25 protein-coding genes are annotated in these 24,675 nt (G+C 61.7%); 11 read left to right on the top strand and 14 right to left on the bottom strand.

What is annotated here, in order from left to right; genetic code table 11:
• The first annotated feature begins 73 nt into the window (after positions 1-73).
• From ACQY8Q_RS19525 to ACQY8Q_RS19500, 6 genes are all read left to right on the top strand, one after another.
• Positions 74-343 (top strand): hypothetical protein, encoded by a 270-nt coding sequence (locus ACQY8Q_RS19525; protein ID WP_428428083.1) that lies wholly within the window; start codon positions 74-76, stop codon positions 341-343.
• Between the two features lie 13 nt (positions 344-356).
• Positions 357-1,106 carry a hypothetical protein gene (locus ACQY8Q_RS19520; protein ID WP_428428082.1) on the top strand — a complete coding sequence of 250 codons (750 nt, stop codon included), beginning with the start codon at positions 357-359 and terminating at the stop codon, positions 1,104-1,106.
• 73 nt (positions 1,107-1,179) lie between these two features.
• Positions 1,180-2,019, top strand: coding sequence for a YgfZ/GcvT domain-containing protein (locus ACQY8Q_RS19515; protein ID WP_428428081.1), 840 nt, complete (start codon positions 1,180-1,182; stop codon positions 2,017-2,019).
• Entirely contained in the window at positions 2,016-2,624 is a 609-nt protein-coding gene (locus ACQY8Q_RS19510; protein WP_428429825.1) for an HD domain-containing protein, read from the top strand. Before ACQY8Q_RS19515 ends, ACQY8Q_RS19510 begins: the two co-directional genes overlap by 4 nt.
• Position 2,625: 1 nt before the next feature.
• Complete coding sequence (locus ACQY8Q_RS19505; RefSeq protein WP_428428080.1) at positions 2,626-3,165, top strand: tyrosine phosphatase family protein; 540 nt, start codon at positions 2,626-2,628, stop codon at positions 3,163-3,165.
• A complete protein-coding gene (locus ACQY8Q_RS19500) occupies positions 3,155-4,129 on the top strand; it encodes an NUDIX hydrolase (RefSeq protein WP_428428079.1) in 975 nt (324 codons plus the stop codon). Before ACQY8Q_RS19505 ends, ACQY8Q_RS19500 begins: the two co-directional genes overlap by 11 nt.
• Positions 4,130-4,152: 23 nt before the next feature.
• Here the strand turns inward: ACQY8Q_RS19500 and ACQY8Q_RS19495 are convergent, their stop codons facing one another.
• Together ACQY8Q_RS19495 and ACQY8Q_RS19490 are read right to left on the bottom strand one after the other, a co-directional pair.
• The gene (locus tag ACQY8Q_RS19495; protein WP_428429824.1) at positions 4,153-4,638 is read right to left on the bottom strand and encodes a superoxide dismutase family protein; all 486 of its coding nucleotides are present in this window, start codon (positions 4,636-4,638) and stop codon (positions 4,153-4,155) included.
• Positions 4,639-4,782: 144 nt separating this feature from the next.
• Positions 4,783-5,496, bottom strand: coding sequence for a sulfite exporter TauE/SafE family protein (locus tag ACQY8Q_RS19490; protein ID WP_428429823.1), 714 nt, complete (start codon positions 5,494-5,496; stop codon positions 4,783-4,785).
• Between the two features lie 151 nt (positions 5,497-5,647).
• On the opposite strand from ACQY8Q_RS19490, the gene ACQY8Q_RS19485 reads away from it, so the two are divergent.
• The gene (locus tag ACQY8Q_RS19485; RefSeq protein WP_428428078.1) at positions 5,648-5,878 is read left to right on the top strand and encodes a hypothetical protein; all 231 of its coding nucleotides are present in this window, start codon (positions 5,648-5,650) and stop codon (positions 5,876-5,878) included.
• 10 nt (positions 5,879-5,888) lie between these two features.
• Positions 5,889-6,107: a DUF6434 domain-containing protein gene (locus ACQY8Q_RS19480; RefSeq protein WP_428428077.1), complete on the top strand. Its 219-nt coding sequence runs from the start codon at positions 5,889-5,891 to the stop codon at positions 6,105-6,107.
• A 7-nt stretch (positions 6,108-6,114) separates the two neighbouring features.
• On the opposite strand, the gene nadC is transcribed toward ACQY8Q_RS19480, so the two are convergent.
• The 5 genes from nadC to ACQY8Q_RS19455 all read right to left on the bottom strand — a co-directional run bounded on the left by nadC (position 6,115) and on the right by ACQY8Q_RS19455 (position 12,384).
• Positions 6,115-7,023: a carboxylating nicotinate-nucleotide diphosphorylase gene (gene nadC, locus ACQY8Q_RS19475; protein ID WP_428428076.1), complete on the bottom strand. Its 909-nt coding sequence runs from the start codon at positions 7,021-7,023 to the stop codon at positions 6,115-6,117.
• Positions 7,024-7,180: 157 nt separating this feature from the next.
• A complete protein-coding gene (locus ACQY8Q_RS19470; protein ID WP_428428075.1) occupies positions 7,181-8,779 on the bottom strand; it encodes an L-aspartate oxidase in 1,599 nt (532 codons plus the stop codon).
• 134 nt (positions 8,780-8,913) lie between these two features.
• On the bottom strand, positions 8,914-9,993 hold the full coding sequence (gene nadA, locus ACQY8Q_RS19465) for a quinolinate synthase NadA (RefSeq protein WP_428428074.1): 1,080 nt from the start codon (positions 9,991-9,993) through the stop codon (positions 8,914-8,916).
• Positions 9,994-10,164: 171 nt separating this feature from the next.
• Positions 10,165-11,409, bottom strand: coding sequence for an MFS transporter (locus tag ACQY8Q_RS19460; protein ID WP_428428073.1), 1,245 nt, complete (start codon positions 11,407-11,409; stop codon positions 10,165-10,167).
• Positions 11,410-11,517: 108 nt separating this feature from the next.
• The gene (locus ACQY8Q_RS19455) at positions 11,518-12,384 is read right to left on the bottom strand and encodes a helix-turn-helix domain-containing protein (RefSeq protein ID WP_428428072.1); all 867 of its coding nucleotides are present in this window, start codon (positions 12,382-12,384) and stop codon (positions 11,518-11,520) included.
• Between the two features lie 125 nt (positions 12,385-12,509).
• On the opposite strand from ACQY8Q_RS19455, the gene ACQY8Q_RS19450 reads away from it, so the two are divergent.
• On the top strand, positions 12,510-13,448 hold the full coding sequence (locus tag ACQY8Q_RS19450; protein WP_428428071.1) for a phytanoyl-CoA dioxygenase family protein: 939 nt from the start codon (positions 12,510-12,512) through the stop codon (positions 13,446-13,448).
• Positions 13,449-13,558: 110 nt separating this feature from the next.
• Positions 13,559-14,566, top strand: coding sequence for an aldo/keto reductase (locus tag ACQY8Q_RS19445; protein WP_428428070.1), 1,008 nt, complete (start codon positions 13,559-13,561; stop codon positions 14,564-14,566).
• 6 nt (positions 14,567-14,572) lie between these two features.
• Here the strand turns inward: ACQY8Q_RS19445 and ACQY8Q_RS19440 are convergent, their stop codons facing one another.
• The 7 genes from ACQY8Q_RS19440 to ACQY8Q_RS19410 all read right to left on the bottom strand — a co-directional run bounded on the left by ACQY8Q_RS19440 (position 14,573) and on the right by ACQY8Q_RS19410 (position 24,379).
• Positions 14,573-15,418 carry an MOSC domain-containing protein gene (locus ACQY8Q_RS19440; RefSeq protein WP_428428069.1) on the bottom strand — a complete coding sequence of 282 codons (846 nt, stop codon included), beginning with the start codon at positions 15,416-15,418 and terminating at the stop codon, positions 14,573-14,575.
• Between the two features lie 81 nt (positions 15,419-15,499).
• Positions 15,500-16,156, bottom strand: a complete 657-nt coding sequence (locus ACQY8Q_RS19435; RefSeq protein ID WP_428428068.1) for an HD domain-containing protein — start codon at positions 16,154-16,156, stop codon at positions 15,500-15,502.
• A gap of 1 nt (position 16,157) precedes the next feature.
• Positions 16,158-19,052, bottom strand: a complete 2,895-nt coding sequence (locus tag ACQY8Q_RS19430) for a DUF2339 domain-containing protein (RefSeq protein ID WP_428428067.1) — start codon at positions 19,050-19,052, stop codon at positions 16,158-16,160.
• Positions 19,053-19,309: 257 nt separating this feature from the next.
• Positions 19,310-19,819, bottom strand: coding sequence for a PaaI family thioesterase (locus tag ACQY8Q_RS19425; RefSeq protein WP_428428066.1), 510 nt, complete (start codon positions 19,817-19,819; stop codon positions 19,310-19,312).
• Between the two features lie 14 nt (positions 19,820-19,833).
• Positions 19,834-20,580, bottom strand: coding sequence for a DNA repair protein RecO (gene recO / locus ACQY8Q_RS19420; protein ID WP_428428065.1), 747 nt, complete (start codon positions 20,578-20,580; stop codon positions 19,834-19,836).
• Positions 20,581-20,675: 95 nt separating this feature from the next.
• Entirely contained in the window at positions 20,676-22,997 is a 2,322-nt protein-coding gene (locus ACQY8Q_RS19415) for a Tex family protein (RefSeq protein ID WP_428428064.1), read from the bottom strand.
• 125 nt (positions 22,998-23,122) lie between these two features.
• Positions 23,123-24,379, bottom strand: a complete 1,257-nt coding sequence (locus ACQY8Q_RS19410; RefSeq protein ID WP_428428063.1) for a class I SAM-dependent methyltransferase — start codon at positions 24,377-24,379, stop codon at positions 23,123-23,125.
• Here ACQY8Q_RS19410 and ACQY8Q_RS19405 point away from each other — a divergent pair.
• Positions 24,372-24,524, top strand: coding sequence for a hypothetical protein (locus ACQY8Q_RS19405; protein WP_428428062.1), 153 nt, complete (start codon positions 24,372-24,374; stop codon positions 24,522-24,524). The genes ACQY8Q_RS19410 and ACQY8Q_RS19405 overlap by 8 nt on opposite strands.
• The last annotated feature ends 151 nt before the right edge of the window (positions 24,525-24,675 follow it).

The following is a 24,675-nucleotide window of genomic DNA, read 5'->3' as shown; positions in this document are numbered from 1 at the left end:
CTAAGGTTGTTAAGAGAGTGGTAAGAAGTGGCATCGCCCCGAGTCTGGTGCCAAGTAAAGAGCGTGAAACGGCATGGAACGAATGATGGAACCAAGTCTGAATGACATCGACGACATGATTGTTCATGAGAAGATGCAGGCAGCCCTGGAACACCAGAGTGAAGCCTGGGCGGATGGAATGGCCGATGGTATCGAGCCTGAAATCATTGCCGACGCTGCCATTGCGCTTGCCATGCGTGAAACGATCCGCCTTCACGGCGAAAACGGTGCCGAGGCCATGCTGAACTCGCTTCGCGAGCGTATGCTGGCCGGTGAATTCTCGCCGGAACGGACCCTGCAGTAGTTTCGAGGCCATCATGGAACGTCAGATATCAGCATGCCGGACGCGTGCGGTTCGCCTTTCCGCATTGTTTCTCGCCGGTCTTTTCGCATCCTCCCTGCTCACGCCGCATGCCGCGCTGGCGCTCAGCGAGTTGAAGCAGATTCCTGGCGAAGTCAGCCAGGACCAGAAAGCCAAGGACGTTCCGGCAGAAGAAAAGCCGCGCGAAAAGGTCCCGATGCAGATCCCGATGCCGGATCCGCTGGTCAACAAATCTAAACCCCATGCCAAGGACGACACGGTCGAAGATACGGCACCCGCAGCACCCGTCGAGGTGCTGTCGGACGTATCGAAAATCCCCGAACCGGTCGCGCGAATGCGCGAGTTGATCGTCGAGGCGGCCGCCTCCGGCGATATCGAGCGGCTGCGTCCCCTGCTCGGCAAGGGTCCGACCCAGACGCAGGTCGGCGAAGCCGACGCCGATCCTATCGAGACACTGAAAGGCTTGTCGGGCGATCCGCAGGGCATCGAAATCCTGGCAATCCTGCTTGACGTGCTGTCGACCGGCTTCGTGCTGACGGAAAAGGGTACGCCCGAGGAAGCCTATGTCTGGCCCTATTTTACCGAGAAGCCACTGGCATCGCTGACCCCACCGGAAAAAGTCGATCTGTTCCGGCTGTTAACGGCTGGCGATTTTGCCGAGATGGAAGAAGGTGGCAACTATAATTTCTATCGCGTCGGCATCACACCCGATGGTCAGTGGAAATTTTTCGTGGCTGGCGACTGAGGACACACGCAAAGCGCTTGCCGCGACGCCTGTGAAATCCTATCTGTTTGACTTGATGAACAGGACAAACGCCATGCAGCCCGTCGCCCTTCAAGATCGTGCCATGATTACCGTGTCCGGACAGGATGCGCAGGAATTTCTCCAGGCGCTGATCACCACCGATCTCGATCTGCTCGAAGACGGCGAAGCCAAACCCGGTGCGCTTCTGACACCCCAGGGCAAGATTCTCTTCGACTTCATCGTCACCCGCGACGGCACCTCGATCCGCCTCGAAACTGGCACTGACCAGGCCGAATCGCTGTTGAAGCGGTTGACAATGTACAAGCTGCGCGCACCGATTTCGCTGTCTCTGACCAATCCGGCCACAGTCACCGCCCGCTTCAATGCGGCGCCGGGCGCCTATCGCGACGCGCGGTTCGCAAAAGCCGGACAGGAGGTTTACCGCACCTATGATACTGAGGGCGAAACCGCTGGAATCGATGACTATGATCGCCTGCGCATCCTCAACGGCATTGCCGTTTCGGGCGCGGACTATGCTCTGCAGGACGCATTTCCCCATGATGTGCTGATGGACAAGAATGGAGCATTGTCCTTCAAGAAAGGCTGCTATGTCGGCCAGGAGGTCGTGTCGCGCATGCAGCACCGCGGCACCGCACGGCGGCGTGTCGTCATCGTCGCGGCCGAGACCGCTTTGCCGGAAACCGGAACCCCGCTGACCGCCAAGGGACGTTCGATCGGTGTGCTTGGCAGCGTCACCGGGTCGTCGGGGCTTGCCATCGTGCGCATCGACAAGGCCGGTGACGCCATCGCCTCGGGTGAGCCGATCCTTGCCGGCAACATCGCAGTGACGCTTACCCTGCCCGCCTGGAGCGGGCTCGACTTCCCGGTTGAAGCCGGCGAGGAAAGCGCCTGATGTCTGCCCGTGCTTGGCAGCGCATGCTTTCGGGACGGCGGCTCGATCTGCTTGATCCGTCGCCGCTTGATGTCGAATTGTCCGATATCGCCCATGGGCTGGCCCGCGTCGCCCGCTGGAATGGCCAGACGGACGGCGACCATGCCTTTTCCGTCGCCCAGCACAGCCTTGTGGTCGAGGAGATCTTTCGCCGGCAGTTCAGCTGCACGGCCGACGAGTGCCAGATGGCGCTGCTGCACGATGCCCCGGAATATGTGATCGGCGACATGATTTCGCCGTTCAAGGCGGTGGTCGGCGGTGGCTACAAGGTCGTGGAGAAGCGGTTGGAAGGCGCCATCCATCTGCGTTTCGGGCTGCCGTCCACCGCACCGGCCGAATTGAAGACGCGGATCAAGAAAGCCGATCAGATCGCCGCCTATTTCGAGGCGACGGTGCTTGCCGGGTTTTCACTTGCGGAAGCCCGCAAATTCTTCGGCCAGCCGCGCGGCATTACCCGCGAGATGATCCTGATCGATCCGCTGCCCGCCGTCGAGGCGCAAAGATTGTTTGCCGACCGGTTCGAGGCCATTGAGGCGCAACGGGCCGCTGTGCGGGCGGTGTCCTGAGATGCCGGTGATTGTCGTCTCGCCCTTGTCGCGCATCGCCGAGATGGCCGTGCGCCACCGTGCCTGCGAAATGATCAGCCTGATGGCGAAGGAGCAGGCGTTCCATCGCCCGGCAGTGATCGCGGCTGACCGTCATCTGCTGCTGGGGATGAACGATATCACCTTTGCCGGCAACGCGGTGCTTGTCGCGCCGGGCGAAGAGCATGTGCTGCAGATCATCGAATTTGCGAAGCAGTGGGACCGGTCGGCACCGCTCTTGATCCATTGCTGGATGGGTATTTCGCGTTCGCCTGCCGCTGCTGTTATCGCATCCCTGGCGGTGGCACCCGATCAGGATGAGACAGCACTTGCCCTGCGGCTGCGCGCCGCCTCGGCCTATGTCACCCCCAATTCCCGGCTGATCGAGATCGGCGACCGGCTTTTGTCGCGCAACGGCCGGTTAGCGGCGGCGATCAAGGCGATCGGCCGTGGTGCCGATACGGATGGAAACGTGCCTTTCGTCTTCTCGCCGTTGCCGGAGCCTGCCGCCCATGCCGGTTGAGCGGGCTATCACTGTCGAAATCGGCCTCAACGCGGCGATCGTCGCAGTCACCAACCGTTCGCCACGCATCCTCGCGGTCAGCGACGAGCAGGGTGACAACCGCGACGGCCTGCCGTTTGGTCCGTTCGATCCGGCCCGGCACCGGACGTTCGAAACCAGCCTGCGCGCCAGTGTCGAACAGCAGACGGCGCTTGACCTTGGCTATATCGAACAGCTCTACACATTCGGCGACCAGGGCCGCCACCGCCTGGCCGGTGAAAGCAGCACCCATATGGTGTCTGTCGGCTATCTGGCGCTCACCCGCACCGACGCGGAAAACAATGCCCGGCTGGCTGAGGCCGGCGCGCATTGGCGCGACTGGTACAGCTACCTGCCGTGGGAAGACTGGCGGCAAGGCCGGCCGGTGCTGATCGACCAGCTTATCCTTCCGGCGCTTCGTCAATGGGAAAAGAGTGGGCATCAGGACGAGCGCATGGGCCTGCCGCAACGGCGCACCCGCACGCGCCTTGCCTTCGGGCTCGACGATTTCCCGTGGGACGAGGAGCGTGTGCTGGAGCGTTACGAGTTGCTTTATGAGGCAGGCCTTGTCGGCGAAGCGGTAATCGACGGCCGCGCTGCCACCACAGGTACCCCGCCGGTTGGCCTCACTATGCGCCACGATCACCGCCGCATCGTTGCCACCGCCATTGCGCGCCTGCGCGGAAAAATCAAATACCGGCCGGTGATCTTCGAGCTGATGCCGCCGGAATTCACGCTGACCGACCTGCAGGCGACGGTCGAGGCGATTTCCGGGCGGCACCTGCACAAGCAGAATTTCCGCCGTCTGGTCGAAGGTGCCGAACTGGTCGAGCCGACCGGCATGCTGACGGCTGCAACCGGCGGCCGGCCTGCCGCCCTCTTCCGCTTCCGCCGCCAGATCCTCGACGAACGCCCGGCACCTGGGCTTAAAGTCGGCGGACGATAGGCGCCGTCGAACCGTATGATGCGTTATTCAATGACGGCGCAGGCGAGCCTGTCGCCGGCATCGCCCGAGGGCTGGCTGCGATTGTCGTCGGATTTTGCATGAACCATCAATGCCCGGCCGCGAATACCGTTTTCGGCATTATCGAGCGCAACCATGCTGTTGAAGACCTGGGCGCGCATGACGCCATCAGCGCCGACATACTGATTGGGCATATCACCAGCATGGGGGCCGTTGACAGCGAGAAAGCCGTGCTCGGTCTTGCCGGGATTGAAATGCTTGCCGGCGGATTCGTGATTGTGCGCGGCGTCGCATTTACCGGTTTCGTGGACATGGAAAGCCACCCATTTTCCGGGCGGCAGGTTGGTCACTTCCACTTCAATCAGTACGCCGTTCTTACCTTGGGTCAGCGATGCCCGGCCGGTCTCCTTGCCATCCTTGCCGACGAAATTGGCAATGGCCGTCTGCGATGACGATTGCGCAAAGGCGGCCGTTGCGGTGACGAGAACCATGGCAAACGTGGTGATCAAGCGTTTCATGAGACATTCCTCCGGTGGGGATGATTTCCTAAATCTTCACAGGATGCAACGCCTGATGAGCACAGCGGTTCCGAAATCAACCGGCGCGCTTGGAGAAATCGGATCCGGCGCGGCAGATCAGAAGATTCGAATGGCCGATGTGGCAATGATCACCAGGGAAACGGCGATCATCAATGGCCGTATGGGCAGACGCTTGACGACCAGCGCACCGATCGGGGCGGCGAGCACACCGCCAAGCACGAGGCCGAGGGCCGACCCCAGATCCGACCAGCCCAATGTCAGGACGAAGGTCGCCGAAATCGTCAGCGTGACGGCAAATTCGGTGAGGCTGGTGGAGCCGATAACCTTCTTCGGCTCATGGCCGCGGCCAATCAACGATGTGGTGACAATCGGCCCCCACCCGCCGCCGCCCGCCGCGTCGAGCGCGCCGCCACCCAGACCGATGAACGGCACCGCCCAATCCCGGACTTCGCGCAGCCAGAGAGGCCGAAAGGCCTTGAACAGTATGTAGATGCCGACCAGCACCAGATAGGCCGAGACGAAAGGCTCGATCAGTTCGCCATCGACATTGGAGATGCCGTAGGCGCCGAGTGCCCCGCCGATCATGCCGGCCGGTGCAAGGCGCGCGACGAGACGCCAGTCGATATTGCGCTGATAGGTGTGGGATGCTCCGGAGGCAGCGGTGGTGAAAATCTCGGCGATATGGGTCATGGCGCTTGCCGTTGCCGGCGGGATTCCAACCGCAAGCAGGCTGGTGGTGGACAACAGGCCGAAAGCCATGCCGAGAGCGCCATCGACCAGTTGTGCAAAAAAGCCGATGACAACGAACATCCAGAAATCTGCCGACACGAACAATCCTTCTTCAAATCCAGCCCTTTGGAAACGAGGCTTATTTGCGCCAACCGCGTCCTGTAGGTAAAGGTTCCCTCCCGGCAATTCACAGGCGCTGGGCTGAATAGGTGGTGACAAAGGAAACGAACCGATGAAGATGATCGCTCTTCTCCTCGCCGGTACCGTTCTGACGGCACCGGAGGATAAACCGGCCATTCCCGACTATTTCGATGGCAACGGCAGCACCGGCCAACCGGCGATCGCCCAATGCAATCTGACCAGCGAAGACCTGAACGGGCAATTCAAGACCTGCCGCTACGACTGCGGCAAGACGCTGACGATCGGCGCACGCGTGGTCTGCCCGTTTGTGCTGCAACGATAGGAAACGAGAGATGACGGGTTTCGACTGGCACGCCGATCCAATCAGTCGCGATACGGCGGTTACCCGGACCTATCGCAACACGCAAAACGTTCGCCGTTTTCTAACAGCGGAATGCGGCGACGGTTTTGCCTTCGACCGTGCCTTGATGGCCTGGATCAAGGACGGCGCGGCAAAGACGATGGGCGATGTTGCCGACGAATGGAAACGCCGTCACACCGCTGAGGTCTGACGTTGTATCAGCCGATCACCACGTCCAGCCCGATATCCAGTGTCGGTGCGGCCATGGTGATCTTCGAGGTCGAGATATAATCGACGCCGGTCTCGGCGATGGCGCGGATGGTCTGGAAATTGACATTGCCGGAGGCCTCCAGCTTGGTCCGGCGCGGATCGGTGGGATAGGTCTCAGCTGAGAGTTGCCAATGGGCGGCGTTGATGGCCACGGCTTGGCTGAGCAGATCCGGCCCCATATTGTCGAGCAGGATCACATCCGGGCTGGCGGTCAGCGCCTGGCGCATCTGGTCGAGCCCATCGACTTCGACTTCGATCTTGACGAGATGACCGCAATAGGCGCGTGCGGCATGGACGGCGGAAGCAACGCCGCCGGAGACGGCGATATGATTGTCCTTGATCAGGATCGCATCATCGAGGCCATAGCGATGGTTGGAGCCGCCACCGAGGCGCACCGCGTATTTTTCCAGCGCCCGCAGGCCGGGAATGGTTTTTCGCGTGCAGCAGACTTTTGCACTGGTATGGGCGATTTCGGCAGCGAATTTCGAGGTGTAGGTGGCGACACCGCAGAGATGCATGAGGAAATTCAGCGCCACGCGCTCGGCCGACAGCAGGCCACGAGCCGGGCCGGAAATGCGCGCCAGTGCCGTGCCGGGCGCGATCCGGTCCCCGTCTGTCACCAGCGCCTCGAAGCGGATAGCCGGATCGATCAGGCGGAAAGCGGTGCGGGCGAGTTCCATTCCGGCAATTACGCCGGTTTCGCGGGCGTTCATTTCGGCAGTCGCAGTCCGGTCAGGGGCAATCGTCGCATAGGTGGTGATGTCGCCGGCGCGGCCGAGATCTTCGAGAAGGGCTGCGCGCACCTGATCCTCGACCATCAGGGCGGGCAGTTCGGGGCGAAGGGCGGTGGGGGTCATTGGGGTTCCTCAGAAAATGTAGGTAGGAAAGGTTCGGTTTTTCAAACCAACGCCTCCAATCGTCATCCTCGGCCTTGAGCCGAGGATCCATGCAGCCCGTCTCTGGACCCTCGGGTCAAGCCCGAGGGTGACGGAGTGACCGGGTTGGCAGACGGCTTTAGACACTCTCCGTTTCCGTCACCTCGGCGACGACCCGGTCGGCCTCGGCGAGTGTCAGGAATGTCCGGTGCTTCCATTCCGGCCTTGGCTCCGGGCAATCGGAGCGGAAATGGCCGCCCCGGCTTTCGGTGCGCAGATAGGCGCCGGTGGTGATCAGCTTGGCTGCGGTGACGATATTGCCGAAGCGCAGCCGGGTGTTCTGGCGTTCCAGGTTGGCGATCGCCCGGATCGCTTTGACCAGCGTATCGCGTGAGCGGATGACGCCGACATGATCGCTCATGATATGGCGCAGCGCCGTCAATGGCGGGCTGTCTTCCAAGGTCACCGGATCGTCGTTCTCACCGGCATTGGCGCCCCAATCGGTGATCATCGGTTCCGGCAGCATGCCCTTGATGTTTTCGGCAATGCGGGCCGCAAAGACTACGGCTTCGAGCAGCGAATTGGAAGCGAGCCGGTTGGCGCCGTGGACGCCGGTGGAGGTCACCTCGCCCGCAGCCCAGAGGCCATCGATCGAGGTGCGGCCTTCCGCATCGGTCAGCACGCCGCCCATATGATAGTGCACGGCCGGGACAACCGGGATCGGCTGCGTCACAGGATCGATGCCTGCCGACATGCAGGAGGCATAGACGGTCGGGAATGCCTCGGGGAAATGTGCGCCGACTGCCTTGGTGCAATCGAGGAATGCGCCGCGCCCGGCCTGTACTTCAGCAAACACACCGCGCGAAACGATGTCGCGGGGTGCCAGTTCGCCGTCCGGATGGATATCCAGCATGAAGCGTTTTCCGGCAGAATTGATCAGGTGGGCGCCGTCGCCGCGCAGCGCTTCGGTTGCCAAGGGTGCGGGATCGCGGCCGATGTTGATCGCCGTCGGGTGGAACTGGATAAATTCCGGATCGGCAATGATGGCACCGGCGCGGGCGGCCATGCCGACGCCCTGCCCGCAGGCTTCGGTCGGATTGGTGGTGACCGAGAAGAGATGGCCGACACCGCCCGAGCAGAGCACCACGGCGCGCGCCGGGAACGACACGCGCTTTTTCGACTGGCCGGCATCCGGGCGGGCGATGACGCCGGAGATGAAGCGGCCCTGGCGCACCAGTTCCTCAACGACATAACCTTCCAGCACCCGGATCGACGGCGTGTTGCGCACGGCCGCGATCAAGGCTTCCATGATCGCCTTGCCGGCCATATCGCCCTTGACGCGAACGATGCGGCGCTCGGAGTGGGCGGCCTCGCGCGACAACAGCAGCTTGCCCTCAAGGTCACGGTCGAACGGCACGCCATAGCCGAGCAGATCATGGATGCGTGCAGGACCTTCGGCCACCATCAGCCGCGTCATTTTTTCATCGACGATACCGGCACCAGCAATCAGCGTATCTGTAACGTGTTTGTCGATGGTATCGCCGAGCCCCATGGCAGCGGCGATGCCGCCCTGCGCCCAGGCGGACGAGGCACCATGACCGATCGGGGCCGCAGCCAGAATGGTGACAGGACGCGGGCTAAGTTTCAGCGCGCAAAAAAGCCCGGCAAGACCGCCACCGACGATGACGATATCGTCAATGCCGTTGAAGGACTGTGGGCGGAAATGATCGGTCAGCATGCTCTTCCTCCTCCAGACTGGCACTTCCCTCCCCCTTGTGGGGAGGGTGGCCCGCAGGGCCGGGAGGGGTTTCCTTATTTAAAAAGAAAGTCCCCTCCCCAACCCCTCCCCACAAGGGGGAGGGACTAGCCCCTCTACTGCTTCAAATTCACCATCCGCTCGACGGCAAGTCTGGCGCGGCCGGCGATTGCCGGGTCGACCAGGACTTCCTCCGTCATGAACAACAGGCTGTCGAGGATCTTCGGCAGCGTGATGCGCTTCATGTGCGGACAGAGATTGCACGGCTTGATGAAATCGACGCCGGTAATCTCGGCCTGAATGTTGGAGGCCATCGAGCATTCGGTGACCAGCAGCACGCGCGGCGGGCGCTTGTCCTTGACGTAGTTGATCATGCCGGCGGTGGAACCGGCAAAATCGCAGACGGCGATGACATCCGGGTGGCATTCCGGATGACCGATGATCTCGATAGTGGGATCGGCTTCCTTGTAGGCCAGCAGTTCGGCCGCGGTGAAGCGCTCATGCACCTCGCAATGGCCCTTCCAGGTGAGGATCTTCTTGTTCGTCTGCTTGGCGACGTTCATCGCCAGATATTCATCGGGGATACAGAGAACCGTATCGCTCTCCAGACTTTCAATGATGGCCAGCACATTGGACGAGGTGCAGCAGATATCAGTCTCGGCCTTCACGTCGGCAGACGTGTTGACATAGGTGACGACCGGCACGCCGGGATAACGCTGTTTCAGCAGCCGCACATCGGCGCCGGTGATCGATTCCGACAGCGAGCAACCAGCCTTGCCATCCGGGATCAGCACGGTCTTTTCCGGGTTGAGGAGCTTGGAGGTCTCGGCCATGAAATGCACGCCGCACTGGATGATAATCTCGGCATCGACCTTAGTGGCGTCGCGCGCCAGCTGCAGGCTGTCGCCGACAATATCGGCAACACAGTGGAAGATATCCGGTGTCTGGTAATTATGGGCGAGGATAACCGCGCCGCGCTCCTTCTTCAGCCGGTTGATGGCATGCACATAGGGGGCATAGACCGGCCATTCGAAAGCGGGGACGAACTGCTTGACGCGCTCGTAGAGATGCGCCGTCTCGCGGGCGATCTCCGGCGTGAACGTCAGGTCCGGCCGCTCAAGGATGCCGAAACGCTCGGCGGCGGTCTTTACCGCGCCGGAAGCCTGCAGGGCCGCATTGGACTGTGCGATGGTCATCGAACTGCTCCTCTTGCCGCCCCTCCGGCGGCAGACCTATTTTGCTCAATATGAGCATAATAGGATCAAAACAAAACCGGCACTGCCGGTGGATGAGATTTAGAAAGTTTTGTGACGGTTTTCAAGAATGCCCTTCCGCTATTTCTGTGGGAGGGCAAGAAATAGCGGGTCTCAGGCCATGGCCGGGCGGGCAACGGCCTTTTCCTCGATCGGCCAATGGACGATGGCGGCGAAGATGCCGAGGACCACGCCCAGCCACCAGACCGGATCATAGGAGCCGAAATGGTCATAGAGATAGCCGCCCATCCAGACACCGAGAAACGAGCCGACCTGATGCGACAGGAAGACGATGCCGCCGAGCAGGCCAAGATGGCGCGTGCCGAACATGATGGCGACAAGGCCGTTTGTTGGCGGCACGGTCGATAGCCAGAGCAGACCCATGACGGCGGCAAAGATGATCACCGATGTCGGAGACTGCGGCAGGAGCAGGAACGCGGAGACGACGATCGAGCGAGCGATATAGATCCAAGCCAGGAAATAGGGCTTTGAATAACGCTGACCGATGAAGCCGGCGGCCAGCGAGCCGATGATGTTGAAGAAGCCGATCAGGGCGAGCGCGATCACCGCATAACGGGCATCGATGCCGATATCACCGATATAAGCCGGGAAATGCGCGGTGATGAAAGCCACCTGATAGCCGCAGACGAAAAAGCCGGTGACCAGCAAAAGATAGCTCTTGTGGCCGAGTGCTTCCTTCAGCGCTTCGGCGATCGACTGCTTGTACTGAACTTCCTTCTGGCTACCGGACGACGAATTGCCGCGCAGCGGGATGGCAAACAACGGCACAAGCAGCATCAGCGCGCTCATATAGAGCAGGCTGTCCGACCAACCGAAAGCCGAAATCAGGCCCTGGCTCAGCGGCGCAAACAGGAACATGCCAGCCGAACCGGCTGCCGTGCAGATGCCGAAGGCCATCGAGCGCTGCTCGGGCGTGACATTGCGGGCGAAGGCCGACAGCAGGATGCCAAAGGAGCCGGAGCCGACCCCAAGCCCGACCATGACGCCGCCGCCGATATGCAGCCAGATCGGCGCATCGGCAAAGGCCATGATGATCAGGCCACCGGCATAGACGAGGCCGGAAAAGGCCAGCACCCGCCAAGAGCCGTATTTATCGGCGATCGCCCCGAAAAACGGCTGGCTGACGCCCCAGGCGAGATTCTGGAAGGCCATGGCCAGACCGAACGTGGTGCGGTCCCAGCCGGTATCGGCCAGCATCGGCAACTGGAAGAAGCCCATGGCCGAGCGCGGCCCGAAGGTCAGAACAGCAATGAGGGAGCCGGCAATGATGATCGCCCAGGGCAGACCGGGACTGGCGACAGGCGCCCGCGTGGCGGAAGCGGTGGTAACGGCGGACATTCAGCGACTCCGTGTGATTGAAGCGGCAATCTACGCTGTGGCATCGTGCTAAAAAAGCGAAATAAAATGACGTTCGGATCAGCCACATTGATGGATGAAAGCCATTGTTCAGCGGCGCACACGGAAACTGTGGCGGTAGTCCCGTGGTGTGCGCAGCTTCAAGACCTTGAACTGGCGATTGAAATTGGCAAGCGAGGCATAACCCACGTCGCCGGCAATATGGGCAATCGGCCGGTCGGTCCCCGACAACAGCGCGCAGGCTTCACCGATCCGCAGGCGCATCACATAGTCCGATATCGTCGTCTGCAGATGGCGGCCAAACAGACGGTGGAGGCCGGACGGGCTGAGCGCGGCGATGCCGGCCAGCACCGCGACCGGTAGGCTTTCCGCATAGTTCAGGTGGATATGATCGAGCACCCGATCGAGACGGGCGCGATCCCCCTGCCCGGCCGTTGGCACCGCCAGCGTGCTCGACAAGGGCTTTGCCTCCACATCGCGGGCAAGCAGCGTCAGGATGCGGATGGCGCTGAGCAGCCGGTCTTCCGGCGCTTGCGTGAACGCCGCCTCGATCAGCGGCCGTGCCCGCGCCGCAAAGTCCGCGGAGAATTTCAGGCCGGCACTTGCAGCAGTCAGCATGCGGCGGGCAGCGGCAAGTTCCGTGAAGGTCGCATCCAGCGCCTCCACCCAGTCCGGACGGAACCACAGGACCAGCGCCACATGCGGCCTGTCGGCATCGATCTTTTCGGCCGAACACCATGTGTGCGGCAGGTTGGAGCCGACCAGCACGAGATCGCCGTCGTCGTATGCCCCGATATGATCGCCGATGAAGCGTTCGCCGCGCGAGTTGAGCGTCAGGGTGAGCTCCAGCTCGGGATGATGGTGCCATTGGAACGGAATGCCGTCGTCCAGGCGGCGGTTGAGCATCGACCAGGAGGAATCGGCGGAGGGCCGTAGGCGTTCGAGATGTGGCTTCATTCACGCATCTTTTTAAAGTTCAACGCCAGAATAGTATCAGAATTGGCCCCATTGATGCAACACGGCGGTCCAGAGACCGCTATTCTGTCCTTATCGAAACACATCGTGGACCAGAGGAAGCCGCCATGCAGACCGTAGCCAAGAAAGACAGCCACCCGACCACCAGTGCGGTCGAGACCCAGCTGAAGGATATCCGGAAGACCTTGCCATTGCAGGTGCTATCGCAGGCCGATTGGCAGCACTGGATCACCCGTGGCTATGTCATCGTGCGCCAGGCCGTGCCGATGGCCAATGTCGAGCGGCTGGTCGATCTGCTCTGGCAGTTCGACGAAAAAGACCCGGCCAATCCTGAGACCTGGTATGCGACGCAGCGCCGCGAGCACAAGATGAAGGAACTCAACAACACCGGCATGCTGGAGATCTACAATCATCAGCTTCTCTGGGACAACCGCCAGGAGCCGCGGGTCTACGGCGCCTTCGTCGATATCTGGGACCGCGAGGACCTCTGGGTGACGATCGACCGGGCAAACCTCAATCCGCCGAGGCGGATCAAGGGCAATCCGAACGGCTTCATCCACTGGGATGTCGATACCTCGATCGAACCGCTACCGGTCGGTGTGCAGGGCGTTTTGAGCCTGAAGAAGCAGGATGGCGATGTCGGCGGGTTCCAGTGCATTCCGTGGCTCTTCGAACATCATCAGCAATGGGTGAAAACCCAGTCCACTGACCGCGACCCGATGCATCCGGACACGGCCGGGCTCGATGTCATCAATATCGAGATGGAGCCCGGCGATCTCTTGATCTTCAATTCGCTGCTGGCGCATGGCGTTCGGCCCAATCATTCCGGCGACCGCGTGCGGATGGCGCAATATATCTCGATGCATCCGGCCGAGGAGAGCAACGAAGCCGAAAAGCAGGAGCGCATCCGGCTCTGGCGGGACCTTGACCATCCCCACCGCGATGCCTTTCCCGGCGACCCGCGCGAGTGGGAAAGGCAGAATGCCAAGACCGCAACGCTGAGCGATCTCGGTGAAAAACTGCTCGGTCTGAAGAGCTGGACATAGCAACGCCGGCTGCAGGGTATTTCACTGATGAAAAATACCCTGCAAGACTGCCTGTATGGTGGCGGGCGAGCCGCTGCTACGGTTCCGGCCGAAATCACGCGGAGGCTCGCATGCTCGACAGGACGAAACCGGCCAGCATCACACTCTGGGAGGGACGCACTATTCCGCGTCTCGGCATGGGCTGCTGGGCAATCGGCGGCCCCTTTTATGCCGGCGATGTGCCGCTCGGCTGGGGCGACGTCGATGACGCGGAATCGATCCGGGCGATCCACCGCGCCATCGAACTCGGCATCCGCTTCTTCGATACGGCGTCGAATTATGGTGCCGGTCATTCCGAAGAGGTCCTGGGCGAAGCGCTGATGGGGCAACCCGATATCGTCGTCGCAACGAAATTCGGCTTTGCCACCGATCCTTTGACAAAACAGGCGACCGGCGCCTTCGCCTCACCGGAATTCATCCGCGCTTCGGTAGAGACGTCACTGACACGGCTGAAGCGCGAGCGGATCGACCTGTTGCAGTTCCATCTCAACGAATTCGATCCGGTCGAGGCCGATACCGTCTTTGCCACGCTCGATAATCTGTGGGCCGAGGGCAAGATCGCTGCGTACGGCTGGAGCACGGACTGGCCGGAACGGGCGGCGCGTTTTGCCGGACGCGCCGGCTTTCATTCGGTGCAGCACACGATGAACGTGCTCGAACCGGCAGACGGGATGATCGCGCTGGTGGAACAGACGGACCTCATTTCGATCAATCGTGGCCCGCTGGCGATGGGGCTGTTGTCCGGCAAGTTCAAACCGGGCGACCGGCTGGCGGCAAACGATGTGCGCAGCGCCGATTTCGACTGGCTGCACTATTTCCGCGACGGCGTGGTTGCTCCGGAATTTACGCGGCGGCTCGACACGATCCGCGACCTGCTGCAGACCGAGGGCCGGACGCTGGCGCAGGGCGCATTGGCGTGGCTCTGGGCGCGCTCGCCAAACACACTGCCGATCCCCGGTTTTCGCACGGTCAAACAGGTCGAGGAAAATGCCGGGGCGCTGGACAAAGGTCCGCTGTCCGCATCGACGATGGACGCGATCGACGACGCGTTGCAGCGTCCAAGGTACTCTTCAATCTGACCGGGATTACGCCCTGATCTTCATCGGCCAGCGGTCTTGCCGCGCTGTGACGATCCGCATCCCGTCGCCGAGATTGATGGTGCCTTCGGAGCGCGGCACGGCGTTCCAGCCGAACAGGACGCCGGGCACGCGGCGGTCGGCCGACATGCGCTTTTCGGCTAGCCCCTGGATCGGGTTGCCGCCGATGCGCTCGCCGGTCACCTGGTCCTGTGTCGTCATGATGCAGCGGGCGCAGGGCTTGACGAGATCGAAGGTAATGCCGCCGATCTCGACGCTTTCCCAAAAGTCCTCTTCCCAGGGCTCGTCATTGTCGATCAGGATATTGGTGCGGAAGCGGTCCATGCCGACCGGCTCCTGCCCCTTGGCAATCAGCGTGACGTTGAGATCGGCAAGCGACGCGGTGGTGGTGATCAGCACCGGAAAGCCATCGGCGAAACCGACAGGTGCTGCCTTGCCTGCCCATTCCTCGCCAACGGCGCGCCGGGCCTGATCATCCATATGCACCAATCGGACGGGCCGGCCGAACCAATCCGAAAGCGTGGCGTCGGTACGGTCCTCGGAAACGGCGGCATTGACCGCGCTATCCCAGACGCGGACATCCAGCCGTCTGGCAGGATCGAAGGATACCGTTGCTGTGCGCGTGCCCATTTTCAGATGCACGCCCCCGGCCATATGGGTGGCCTCGACCTGCGCCAAAAGCTGCAGTTCGCGCTGGGTGATGAATTTTCCATCGGGGTCGACCAGCATGAAACGGCGGTCTCCGGCCAGACCATCGTGATGGATGGAAACCGACGTCTGCGCGATGGCGCGGCCGCTCTTCAGCGGGTGAATATTGAGACCCGTCACCTTCATGTCGTCACTCCCAGGCATTCAGATTGTGATTCAAGAGCATTGCAGATTGATTCCGCCAGTCCCGGCAAGACATTGTTTTGGCTAGATTTCCTCGATCAGCATGCCAAGCACGGCGCGCAGCCGCTCCTGCCTTTGGCGGGCAAGTGCCCGGCCCGCCGCCGTCTGGAAACCGTCCGTCAGTTTGAACAGTTTTGTCTCGAAATGGTCAATGGCAAAGGCCTTGTCATCGAGCGGCCGATCTTCTGCCAGCGGATCGAGCGGATCATAAAGGCCGCTCCCCATCCGCCCGGCAATGTAGAAGCAGCGGGCTGCGCCGATCATGCCGATCGCATCGAGCCGGTCCGCATCCTGCAGGATTTTTGCCTCGAGGCTTTCCGGAGGAATATTGGCGGAAAAGCTGTGCGTGATGATTGCATGGGCGACCGCCGTTATCTCCATCGTTCGCCAGCCGAGTGCATCGAGAACCTCGAACGCCTTCTCGGCGGCAAGGCGGGAGGCGTGGGCACGATCGGGCGAATTCTTTTCCACCGAAACACAATCATGCAGCAGCACGGCGGCGGCGATGATGCGCAGATCTCCGCCTTCCGAGCCATGGATGCGCAGTGCGTTCTTCCACACCCGGATCAGATGGGCGGCATCATGCGAGCCGTCATTGCCGGAGACGGCATAAGGCAGCAATTGTTCCGCAAGGGCCTGGTGAGGCGCAAAGGCGGCGGCAAGAGAGGCGGTGTGGCTCATATCAAACCCATGCAGAGAAACCCTTGGAACCCGATTCGTCAGCTTGTTTAGACGGGGGTGGGTCAATGTCCACCGTTGGCACCTGCGGCGGCTCGGCGCCCGCCTTGCCGGACAGGATTTTCTGGTAGAACAACCCGATACCAATCAGCACAGCACCGAGCCCGATAAACGAAAGCGCGCGCAAAAAGCCTTCGAGATTGGCCATGTCGATCAGAAAGACTTTCAGCACCGACACGAAGACCAGCACCGCCGAGGCGATCCGGATGCTCTTGGCGTTGAAGCGCGAGCCGAGCACCAACAACAGGACGCCAAGCAGCAGCCAGACGACCGAGTAGGTATAGGTCTCGCCCTGCAGGAACCCCTTCCAGTCGGCAATATTCTGCCCCTGCCAGAAGCGGCGGACCGACAGCGTTGCCCAGGCAAACACCAGCACGGCAGCAGCAACGGCAAGCACCGTGACATAAGGCACCGGCCGTTTGCCACGCGCATACCAGGCGAGACCGGCATAACCGAGCCCCGGCAGCAGATAGCCGATCAGCAGCAGATCAACGAGCGGGATCGAGCCGAGCAGTTCGCCACTGAAATAGGGATTGAGCCCGATCAGATGGGCGCCGAGGATCGACAGGATCGACAGGACGCCGATCACCATGCTGCCATAGCGAAAGATCGGGCTTGGAGACTTGCGATCGAGCGTCATCATGATGCCGGAGGCACCGATGGCAAGCAGCGTGTAGATCGACTGTTCACCAAGCGTCGGCACCGCGCTGTCGAGCACGCCGCCGTTCATGGCATGGCGCACGAGAATGGCGACGGTCAGCAGCACGAACAGGCTGGCAAGCGCCTGCAGCAGATTGCGCACCCGAAGGTCTGGCCAGCGGCGCAGCTCGAAGGCCGAGAGGACCAAAAGCAGCGCCGGAATGCCATAGCCGGCGAGAAGCGCATTGAAGACAGGCGTTTTACCAAGGTGGAGCGGACCGACGATGGTTGGCTCCCAGGCGATGCGGGCAAGCACTGCGATGGCAGCACCGACCATCATCCAGGGCAGTGCCGGCCAAGACCGCAGGCGCGTTGCCGCGACATAGGCTGCGCCGAGAAGTGCGATCAGGATCGTGGTTGCCAGACCATCGGTCAGGGCATGCAGGGCGATGACGAAAAGGCCGAGCGAGCCGGCGATCAGAAACGCCTGTGGCAGATCAAAACCGTCATCAAGGGTTTTGCGACGCGAAAACCACTCGGTGAGGCCGAGGAGAGCAAGGCCCGCCGCCAGCGCAAACAACCCGTGCGGCAGATCGAATGTCAAATTGCCGGTCATCAGCAGCGACATGCCGACCAGTGCGATGGGGACAACAGCGGTAACGGCGGCCCAGATCGTTGCCAGCGCCGGACGATCGTTGCCATGCAGATGAATGGCAAGAGCCCCCAGAGCAATGAAGACGCAGGACAGCACCATGCTGGCCAGCATTGCGGTATGGCCGGACACCGCAAACGTTACGATATGACCGGGTATTGTCGGATCGATGAAGGTCAGAAGGCCGCTGAGCGCGGTCATGCTCCAGACGCCTATCACAGCGACAAGCGCCGAGAAGATGGTGGGATAGACGGCAAAGCTGCGCGTGGCACCGAGTGCAGCCAAAGCCGTCACGATCAGGCAGAATTCGATGACCGGATAACCGGACGCGGTGGCGAGTGGGCTGATCATCGCCAGCGCCGTCAGGAGAGCGGAAATTCCGGCTGTCACCGTGATCGCGACGAAAGGCGGCGTCATCGTGTGTTCCCAGGCCATGCGCGCCGCCAGTGGCTGGTCCGCTTCTGTCGGCTCGCGGCCGATGGTATCGGCCTCACGTCCAGGCCAGACGAAGGCGATGCCGGCGATCATCACAAGCATGAGAAGGGTCACCGGCCGCGTTTCGAACGGCGCCGAGGAGGCGATATAGGCGAGTGTCCAGAGGCAGAGGCCGATATTGGCCATTGACGGCACGACCGTCCAGCGGCGGATGCGCGCTGCAAAAAGTGTGGCGATCCAGGCGATGGCGAGGAACCCGAACAGGGTCCAGGGGCTGGGGCTTTCAGACGAGATCAGCGCCGGGGTGATCAGCGAGGCAAGCAGGCCGAGCCCGGCCAGAGCCTGACCGTGCAGCAGCGACAGGCCGACGGTGGCAAGCGATACCAAGGCGAGCAGCACGAAGGCCGTGACCGGCCCGATGTAACCGTAGACGCCGTGGGCGGCGTAGCACACACCGAACAGGGTGACGGCGCCTGCTGCGGTCAAGATGCCGGGGATCATCGCGTTCTGGAATGCATCGGCAACCAGCGGCACGGCGCGGCGACGGACGAACTCGCCGACAGCCAACAGAACGAGGCCGAACACCGCCGCCATCGACAGCCGCACGGCCGGGCTGAGCAGCCCGGCATCGATCGAATACTTGACCATGAAGATGCCGCCGAGCGCCAGCGCGATACCGCCGACCCAGACGGCCCAGCGCGCGCCGAGGCGGCTTTCAAGACTTTCCTTCTGCCGGGGAGCAACGGCATCGATGGTGGTTACCCCGGCAGCGCGCGCCGCCACAGGCTCACCACGCGAGGCTTTTTCAACGGCATCCTGGTTTGGCGGTGGACCGCCGAAGATGGCATCGCCTTTGTTGATTTCCGCTTCACGCAGCGTTTGCGCCGGCATCCTGTCCAGCGGTTCCAGAACACTTTCTGGCGCCTCCGGCTGATCGGCGGCCTCCACAGCCGTATCGGTGACCGGAGGGGCAACCGGACGAAATGCCTGAAACTGCGCCAAATCCTCCTTCAGCGCGGCAATCTCGGCGTCCAGCCTTTCGGTTGTCTTGCGTCCGTTGAGAAGCGCTGCAAGCGCCAGACCAAAAGCAACGAAAGCAATGACTTCGATCATGTTTCTTCCCCGGGCCGATATCGGCGCAATCATTCAAACCATACAGCTTTTCAACCGAAGGCCAAATTAAGACGTCTCAGGGCAGCAATATCTTCACCAGATTATTCTCGCCTCTACACAACGTGGCGGCATTCACGTCTGGGAGAACGGTAAAACAGGGGATCGCGAACGCGATTTGCCTTTTGGAGCGCTTGGAAAGCGCAGCTGACATATCGCGCTTGAGAGATCGGCACGAGCCGTGATCGGCCAGTCGCCACCTACCGCATCAGGTTTTCGATCGGGAAGATCGCGCAGGTTTCCGTGCCGTGGGCCAGTAGCTTGCCATTCTTGTCCTTCAGCCATGCTTCCGAGGTTGCCAGCGTCCGGCCGCGATGGACGATCTTGCCTTCGCAAAACACCTCCCCCATGCCGGGCAGCAATGGGCGAACCAGATTGACCTTGAATTCGACGGTCGTATAGGCTTCGCCCGGCTTCAACGTCGTCATGACCGCACAGCCAAGCGCCGAATCCATGATTGTCGCCGCCCAGCCGCCATGCACGGTACCAAGCGGATTGAGATGCTCGACGGATGGCAGGCCCGCGAACACGACCCTGCCCTCCTCGACTTCAGTCAATCCGAATTTGAGCGTGGCTGCCATCGGGGGTGCGGGATGCACACCCGCCAGAAGATCGCGCATCGCCTTCAGGCCGCCATCGCGCGCAACAGCCGCAAGCGGCACCGTGCCGATGCCGGACACGGTCATTCCGGGATAGAGTTCGACGGTCATGCTTTCGGGATTCCTTATGGAGGGACTGCAGCACTTTGCGGTTTCAAAGCCTTGAGTGCGGCCTGGACGAAACCGTCGCGCGCGGTCGAAAGGCCGATGCCGCGCGGCTCATAGACGTGGCGGTGGAGAAAGAATGCGGTCATGCGGAAGGCGGCAGCCAAACTGTCATAGTCGGCCGCACCACCTTCGGCCAGAAATCCGGGCAATGCCAGCATCTTGTCGGCATAGGGCGCGCCTGCCGCACGGCTGACGGCGCGGCCGGATTTCGGCGAAACATAGATGAGATCGTCGCGCGTGCCGGTCGCGGCGCATTCCGCAAGGTCAAGGCCAAAGCCGAGATCGTTCAAAACGGCGATTTCGAAGCGCACGAACAATTCCCCGGCGTCGCTGGGATCGTGCAGGTTTTCGAGGATGATATCGAGCGCTTCATAGAGATGCGGATGCGGATCGCGCTCGGGCAGAAGCCTTAAAAGCGCGCCCATGGCCTGGACACCATAGACCGAGGTTGCCGCCTCCATCAACCGCGCTGCACGAAGCCGCACCGGCTCTATTCTGAATTCGCCCAGATGCTCATCGAGCCGTGCCCGCCAGGTGACCTCGACCTCGTTACCGGGTTGCAGCACCGGCTGCATCGTCCGCGACCGGCCGCCGCGCACCAGCCCGAGATGGCGGCCGCGCGCCCGCGTCATCACCTCTGCGACGACGGAGGTTTCCCCGAGCCGCTTGACGCCGATGATGATGGCCTGATCGCTCCATTGCATGTCTTGAGTTTTACCCCTGGCGGCAGGCGAAAACAATCAGGATAGAGCCCGATAGCCGACGGTGCCGGCAACCGGATCTCCCAATTCTCACAATCCTATTTCCGTTTCATCGCCTCGGCGAGTGCCGCGCCAAATGCGCCTTGCGACGGTGCCTGCGGCTTTTGCTGCTGGGCGCGGGCCAGGGTCTGGCGGGCCTGATGGGCGGCCTTCGGATCGCTCTTCATCTCGTTAGCGCCTGACTCTGCGGCACCGTCCTTGCGCATGGTGAGCGCGATACGCTTGCGGGGAATATCGACCTCGGTGACGCGCACCTGCACGACATCACCGGCTTTCACCACCTCGTGTGGATCCTTGACGAAGCGGTCAGCGAGCTGTGAGACATGCACGAGCCCATCCTGATGCACGCCGATATCGACGAAGGCGCCGAAGGCTGCGACATTGGTGACGGTGCCTTCGAGCAGCATGCCTGGCTTCAGGTCCTTGATGTCATCGACACCATCGGCAAAGGTCGCCGTCTTGAAGCTCGGGCGCGGGTCGCGGCCGGGCTTTTCGAGTTCGGCAAAAATGTCCTTGACCGTCGGCAGGCCGAAACGCTCATCGACGAAGGTTTTCGGGTCAAGCTGCTTCAGCGCGGCGCTATCACCCATAATGGCGCGCAGGTCGCGGCCGCAGGCGGCAACGATCTTCTTGGCGACGCCATAAGCTTCCGGATGCACCGAGGAGGCATCGAGCGGCTCCTTGCCATCGCGGATGCGCAGGAAGCCGGCGCATTGTTCGAAGGTGCGGGCGCCAAGGCGCGGCACCTTCATCAGTTCCTTGCGGCTGGTAAAGGCGCCGGTCGCATCGCGGTGAGCGACAATGGCTTCGGCGGACGATTTGCCAAGACCGGAGACGCGGGCGAGCAACGGCGCCGATGCAGTGTTGAGATCGACACCAACCGCATTCACCGCATCTTCGACGACCGCTTCGAGGGAACGGTTGAGACGGCCCTGATCGACATCGTGCTGATACTGGCCAACGCCGATCGATTTCGGCTCGATCTTCACCAGTTCGGCCAGCGGATCCTGGAGGCGGCGGGCGATAGAGACCGCGCCGCGCAACGACACGTCGAGGCCGGGGAATTCATCGGCTGCGGCCTGTGATGCGGAATAGACCGATGCGCCTGCTTCCGAGACGATGACCTTGGTGGGCTTGGGGCCTGCCGGCAGTTGGGTCAGCATGTCGGTGACCAGGCGCTCGGTTTCGCGGCTGCCGGTGCCGTTGCCGATGGCGATCAGCTCGATCTTGTGCTTGCGCACGAGGCTGGCAAGCTCCGCCTGTGTGCCGCGAATGTCGTTCTTCGGCGGAAACGGATAGACGGTGGTGGTCTCGAGCAGCTTGCCGGTGCCATCGACAATGGCCACCTTGACGCCAGTGCGGATGCCCGGATCGAGGCCCATCGTGGCACGCGAACCGGCGGGGGCCGCAAGCAAAAGGTCCTTGAGATTGCGGGCGAAAACGTGGATCGCTTCTTCTTCTGCGCGTTCGCGCAATTCGCGCATCAGGTCGAGCGAAAGCGACATGGAGAGCTTGACGCGCCAGGTCCAGCCGATCATCTCCATCAACCACTTGTCGCCCGCCAATGTGCCGCCGACCCTGTAAACGGCAGCGATGGTGCGCTCCACCGGCTTGACCGGCGACGTGTCGTCGAGATCGACGACGATATCGACGGAGAGAAACTCCTCGTTCCAGCCGCGCAGCATGGCCAGCGCCCGGTGACCGGCAACGGTTGCCCACTTTTCCGAATGATCGAAATAATCCGAAAACTTGGCGCCGGCTTCCTGCTTGCCCTCGACGACCTTGGAGCGCATCAAGGCGACCTGGCGCATATGGGCGCGCAAGCGGCCGAGCAGATCGGCATTTTCGCTGATGCCTTCGGCGATAATGTCGCGGGCGCCATCGAGCGCAGTCTTCACATCCGGCACATCGGCAGTGATATAGGCGCTGGCGCGGTCAGCCGGCGCAACGGTCCGGTCGGCCAGAATTGCTTCCGCAAGCGGACCCAGGCCCCGTTCGCGGGCGATCTCGGCCTTGGTGCGGCGCTTGGGCTTATAGGGCAGATAGATGTCTTCCAGTTCCGCCTTGGTGGTGACGCCGGCGATCTTGGTTTCCAGTTCTGCCGTTAACTTGTCCTGGCTGCGGATCGAATCGAGAATGGATGTCCGGCGCGCCTCGAGTTCACGCAGATAGACCAGCCGTTCGGCAAGATTGCGCAGCTGCGTGTCATCCAGACCGCCGGTCACTTCCTTGCGGTAGCGTGCGATGAAGGGAACGGTCGCGCCCTCGTCCAGAAGCGCGATGGCTGATATCGCCTGTGCGGGCGTTGCCTTGATTTCCTGGGCGATGAGGACGGCGATGGACTTTGATGGCAGGGACATGGCATTCCGTGGTTTGCGCTGATTTGGCTGGGAGCATAGATGCACATGCCATCAAGGCCAAGTGAAGGCACTCCCTCGCCTCGGGGCGTCCACAGATGGATGCCGGTAGAGTGCCTGCGGATGGCCTAGAATTCCACCGGCTCCAGTGGTGCGCGGGTCTTCTCGAACGCGCGCAAGCGTGCCTCACGCTCGCCGATATAGGTGCGTGTGTAGGGCACCGCCTCCAGTTGGTGCGACAGCTGGATCTGGAAAATCGACAGCTTGTCGTAGAGGAAGGCCGTTTCCGACGAGGCCAGATAGAACTCCCACATGCGGAAGAACCGCTCGTCATAGAGCCGGATCGCTTCCTCCTTGCGGGCGGTAAACCGTTCGCGCCAGGCCCGCAACGTGTGGGCATAGTGCATCGGCAATATCTCGATATCACGGATCACCAGCCGGGCCTTCTCGATCGCCGGTACCACCTCGGACAGCGCCGGCATGTAACCGCCAGGGAAAATGTATTTCTCGATCCAGGGATTGGTCGCCCAGGGCTTTTCCGCCTGGCCGATCGAATGCAGCACCATGACGCCATCTGGAGCGAGAAGACCGGCCATCTTGGTGAAGAAATTGCCGTAGTTGGCCATGCCGACATGCTCGAACATGCCGACCGAAACGATACGGTCGAACTGGCGATCGGTCATCGTCCGGTAATCCTGCAGCTCGAACCGGACACGATCCGCAAGCCCGCGCTTTTGCGCCCGGCTGCGCGATACTTTCAGCTGCTCTTCGCTGAGCGTAATGCCCGTGACATCGACGCCGGACGACTCCGCCAGATACATAACCATGCCGCCCCAGCCGGAACCGACCTCGAGTACAGACTGGCCCGGTTCCAGCAAAAGCTTGGCGGCGATATGGCGCTTCTTCGCCGTTTGCGCTTCGTCGAGGCTGATGCCGGGCGGATCGAAATAGGCGCAGGAATATTGCCAGTCCTGATCGAGGAACAGGTCGAACAGCTTGCCGTCGAGATCATAATGATGGGCGACATTGTGCCTGTTGCGATTGACCGGCAGGCGGCTTTTGATCTGCTGCTCGGCCACATGCAGCAGCGCCGTCGCCGTGTTGCTGATCGTTGCCGCCCTCTCCATACCGTTGGCCTTCACCATCGATAGAAGATCGAAAATGTTGCCCTCGTCGATAACGATGCGGCCCTCGACATACATTTCCCCGAACCGCAGGCCCGGATCGCGCAGGATCGCCTTTTCGGCGTCCTCATCCAGCGTCCGTACGGTCACCGGAATGCCGAAGCCGTCTCCGAGAATAGCGCGCTCTCCCGACGAGAGGATGAGTGTCAGATTGCCTTTTTGAACCAGCCGGCGGAAAATTCTCAGAAATGTCGTGTTCATTCCGGACCTCACCACAGATGCAAAGCATTCCGGTGAATGGTCGCGTGCCGCCGGCCTTGTCTTTGCCGGACGTTCGGGAAACGAGAAGAACCGCAGCAGGAGCGCCATCGGCGTCGTTCGGGAGGTAGGCGGCAACATCGTGTGACTGGTTGCCGTCCGGCTACCGGACAGATCGTCTGGGCGCCCCGGTCAGGGACCTCTATCCATCAGAACACCCGTTAAAGTAATCGTGTTTCGCCAATCCGCAATAGCTTGGCGGGTCCCTCAAGGATTTATTTACTTATCAAATCGGATGG

Origin of the sequence: Pararhizobium sp. (genome assembly GCF_965279435.1) — a bacterium.
In the GTDB taxonomy this organism is placed as follows: Bacteria; Pseudomonadota; Alphaproteobacteria; order Rhizobiales; family Rhizobiaceae; genus Pararhizobium.
Note: the sequence above shows the minus strand (reverse complement) of the source record. Positions and strands in the feature narration are given on the sequence as shown.

What these genes read in the sequence shown, in the direction of transcription:
- ACQY8Q_RS19460 (WP_428428073.1), bottom strand. Translation starts at nt 11,409, where the DNA reads ATGTCCGCCGTTACCACCGCTTCCGCCACGCGGGCGCCTGTCGCCAGT.
- ACQY8Q_RS19500 (WP_428428079.1), top strand. Translation starts at nt 3,155, where the DNA reads ATGCCGGTTGAGCGGGCTATCACTGTCGAAATCGGCCTCAACGCGGCG.
- ACQY8Q_RS19490 (WP_428429823.1), bottom strand. Translation starts at nt 5,496, where the DNA reads ATGTTCGTTGTCATCGGCTTTTTTGCACAACTGGTCGATGGCGCTCTC.
- ACQY8Q_RS19455 (WP_428428072.1), bottom strand. Translation starts at nt 12,384, where the DNA reads ATGAAGCCACATCTCGAACGCCTACGGCCCTCCGCCGATTCCTCCTGG.
- ACQY8Q_RS19415 (WP_428428064.1), bottom strand. Translation starts at nt 22,997, where the DNA reads ATGTCCCTGCCATCAAAGTCCATCGCCGTCCTCATCGCCCAGGAAATC.
- ACQY8Q_RS19435 (WP_428428068.1), bottom strand. Translation starts at nt 16,156, where the DNA reads ATGAGCCACACCGCCTCTCTTGCCGCCGCCTTTGCGCCTCACCAGGCC.
- ACQY8Q_RS19445 (WP_428428070.1), top strand. Translation starts at nt 13,559, where the DNA reads ATGCTCGACAGGACGAAACCGGCCAGCATCACACTCTGGGAGGGACGC.
- nadC (WP_428428076.1), bottom strand. Translation starts at nt 7,023, where the DNA reads ATGACCCCCACCGCCCTTCGCCCCGAACTGCCCGCCCTGATGGTCGAG.
- ACQY8Q_RS19515 (WP_428428081.1), top strand. Translation starts at nt 1,180, where the DNA reads ATGCAGCCCGTCGCCCTTCAAGATCGTGCCATGATTACCGTGTCCGGA.
- ACQY8Q_RS19495 (WP_428429824.1), bottom strand. Translation starts at nt 4,638, where the DNA reads ATGGTTCTCGTCACCGCAACGGCCGCCTTTGCGCAATCGTCATCGCAG.
- ACQY8Q_RS19480 (WP_428428077.1), top strand. Translation starts at nt 5,889, where the DNA reads ATGACGGGTTTCGACTGGCACGCCGATCCAATCAGTCGCGATACGGCG.
- ACQY8Q_RS19525 (WP_428428083.1), top strand. Translation starts at nt 74, where the DNA reads ATGGAACGAATGATGGAACCAAGTCTGAATGACATCGACGACATGATT.
- ACQY8Q_RS19520 (WP_428428082.1), top strand. Translation starts at nt 357, where the DNA reads ATGGAACGTCAGATATCAGCATGCCGGACGCGTGCGGTTCGCCTTTCC.
- ACQY8Q_RS19410 (WP_428428063.1), bottom strand. Translation starts at nt 24,379, where the DNA reads ATGAACACGACATTTCTGAGAATTTTCCGCCGGCTGGTTCAAAAAGGC.
- ACQY8Q_RS19450 (WP_428428071.1), top strand. Translation starts at nt 12,510, where the DNA reads ATGCAGACCGTAGCCAAGAAAGACAGCCACCCGACCACCAGTGCGGTC.
- recO (WP_428428065.1), bottom strand. Translation starts at nt 20,580, where the DNA reads ATGCAATGGAGCGATCAGGCCATCATCATCGGCGTCAAGCGGCTCGGG.
- ACQY8Q_RS19425 (WP_428428066.1), bottom strand. Translation starts at nt 19,819, where the DNA reads ATGACCGTCGAACTCTATCCCGGAATGACCGTGTCCGGCATCGGCACG.
- ACQY8Q_RS19470 (WP_428428075.1), bottom strand. Translation starts at nt 8,779, where the DNA reads ATGCTGACCGATCATTTCCGCCCACAGTCCTTCAACGGCATTGACGAT.
- nadA (WP_428428074.1), bottom strand. Translation starts at nt 9,993, where the DNA reads ATGACCATCGCACAGTCCAATGCGGCCCTGCAGGCTTCCGGCGCGGTA.
- ACQY8Q_RS19430 (WP_428428067.1), bottom strand. Translation starts at nt 19,052, where the DNA reads ATGATCGAAGTCATTGCTTTCGTTGCTTTTGGTCTGGCGCTTGCAGCG.
- ACQY8Q_RS19440 (WP_428428069.1), bottom strand. Translation starts at nt 15,418, where the DNA reads ATGAAGGTGACGGGTCTCAATATTCACCCGCTGAAGAGCGGCCGCGCC.
- ACQY8Q_RS19505 (WP_428428080.1), top strand. Translation starts at nt 2,626, where the DNA reads ATGCCGGTGATTGTCGTCTCGCCCTTGTCGCGCATCGCCGAGATGGCC.
- ACQY8Q_RS19485 (WP_428428078.1), top strand. Translation starts at nt 5,648, where the DNA reads ATGAAGATGATCGCTCTTCTCCTCGCCGGTACCGTTCTGACGGCACCG.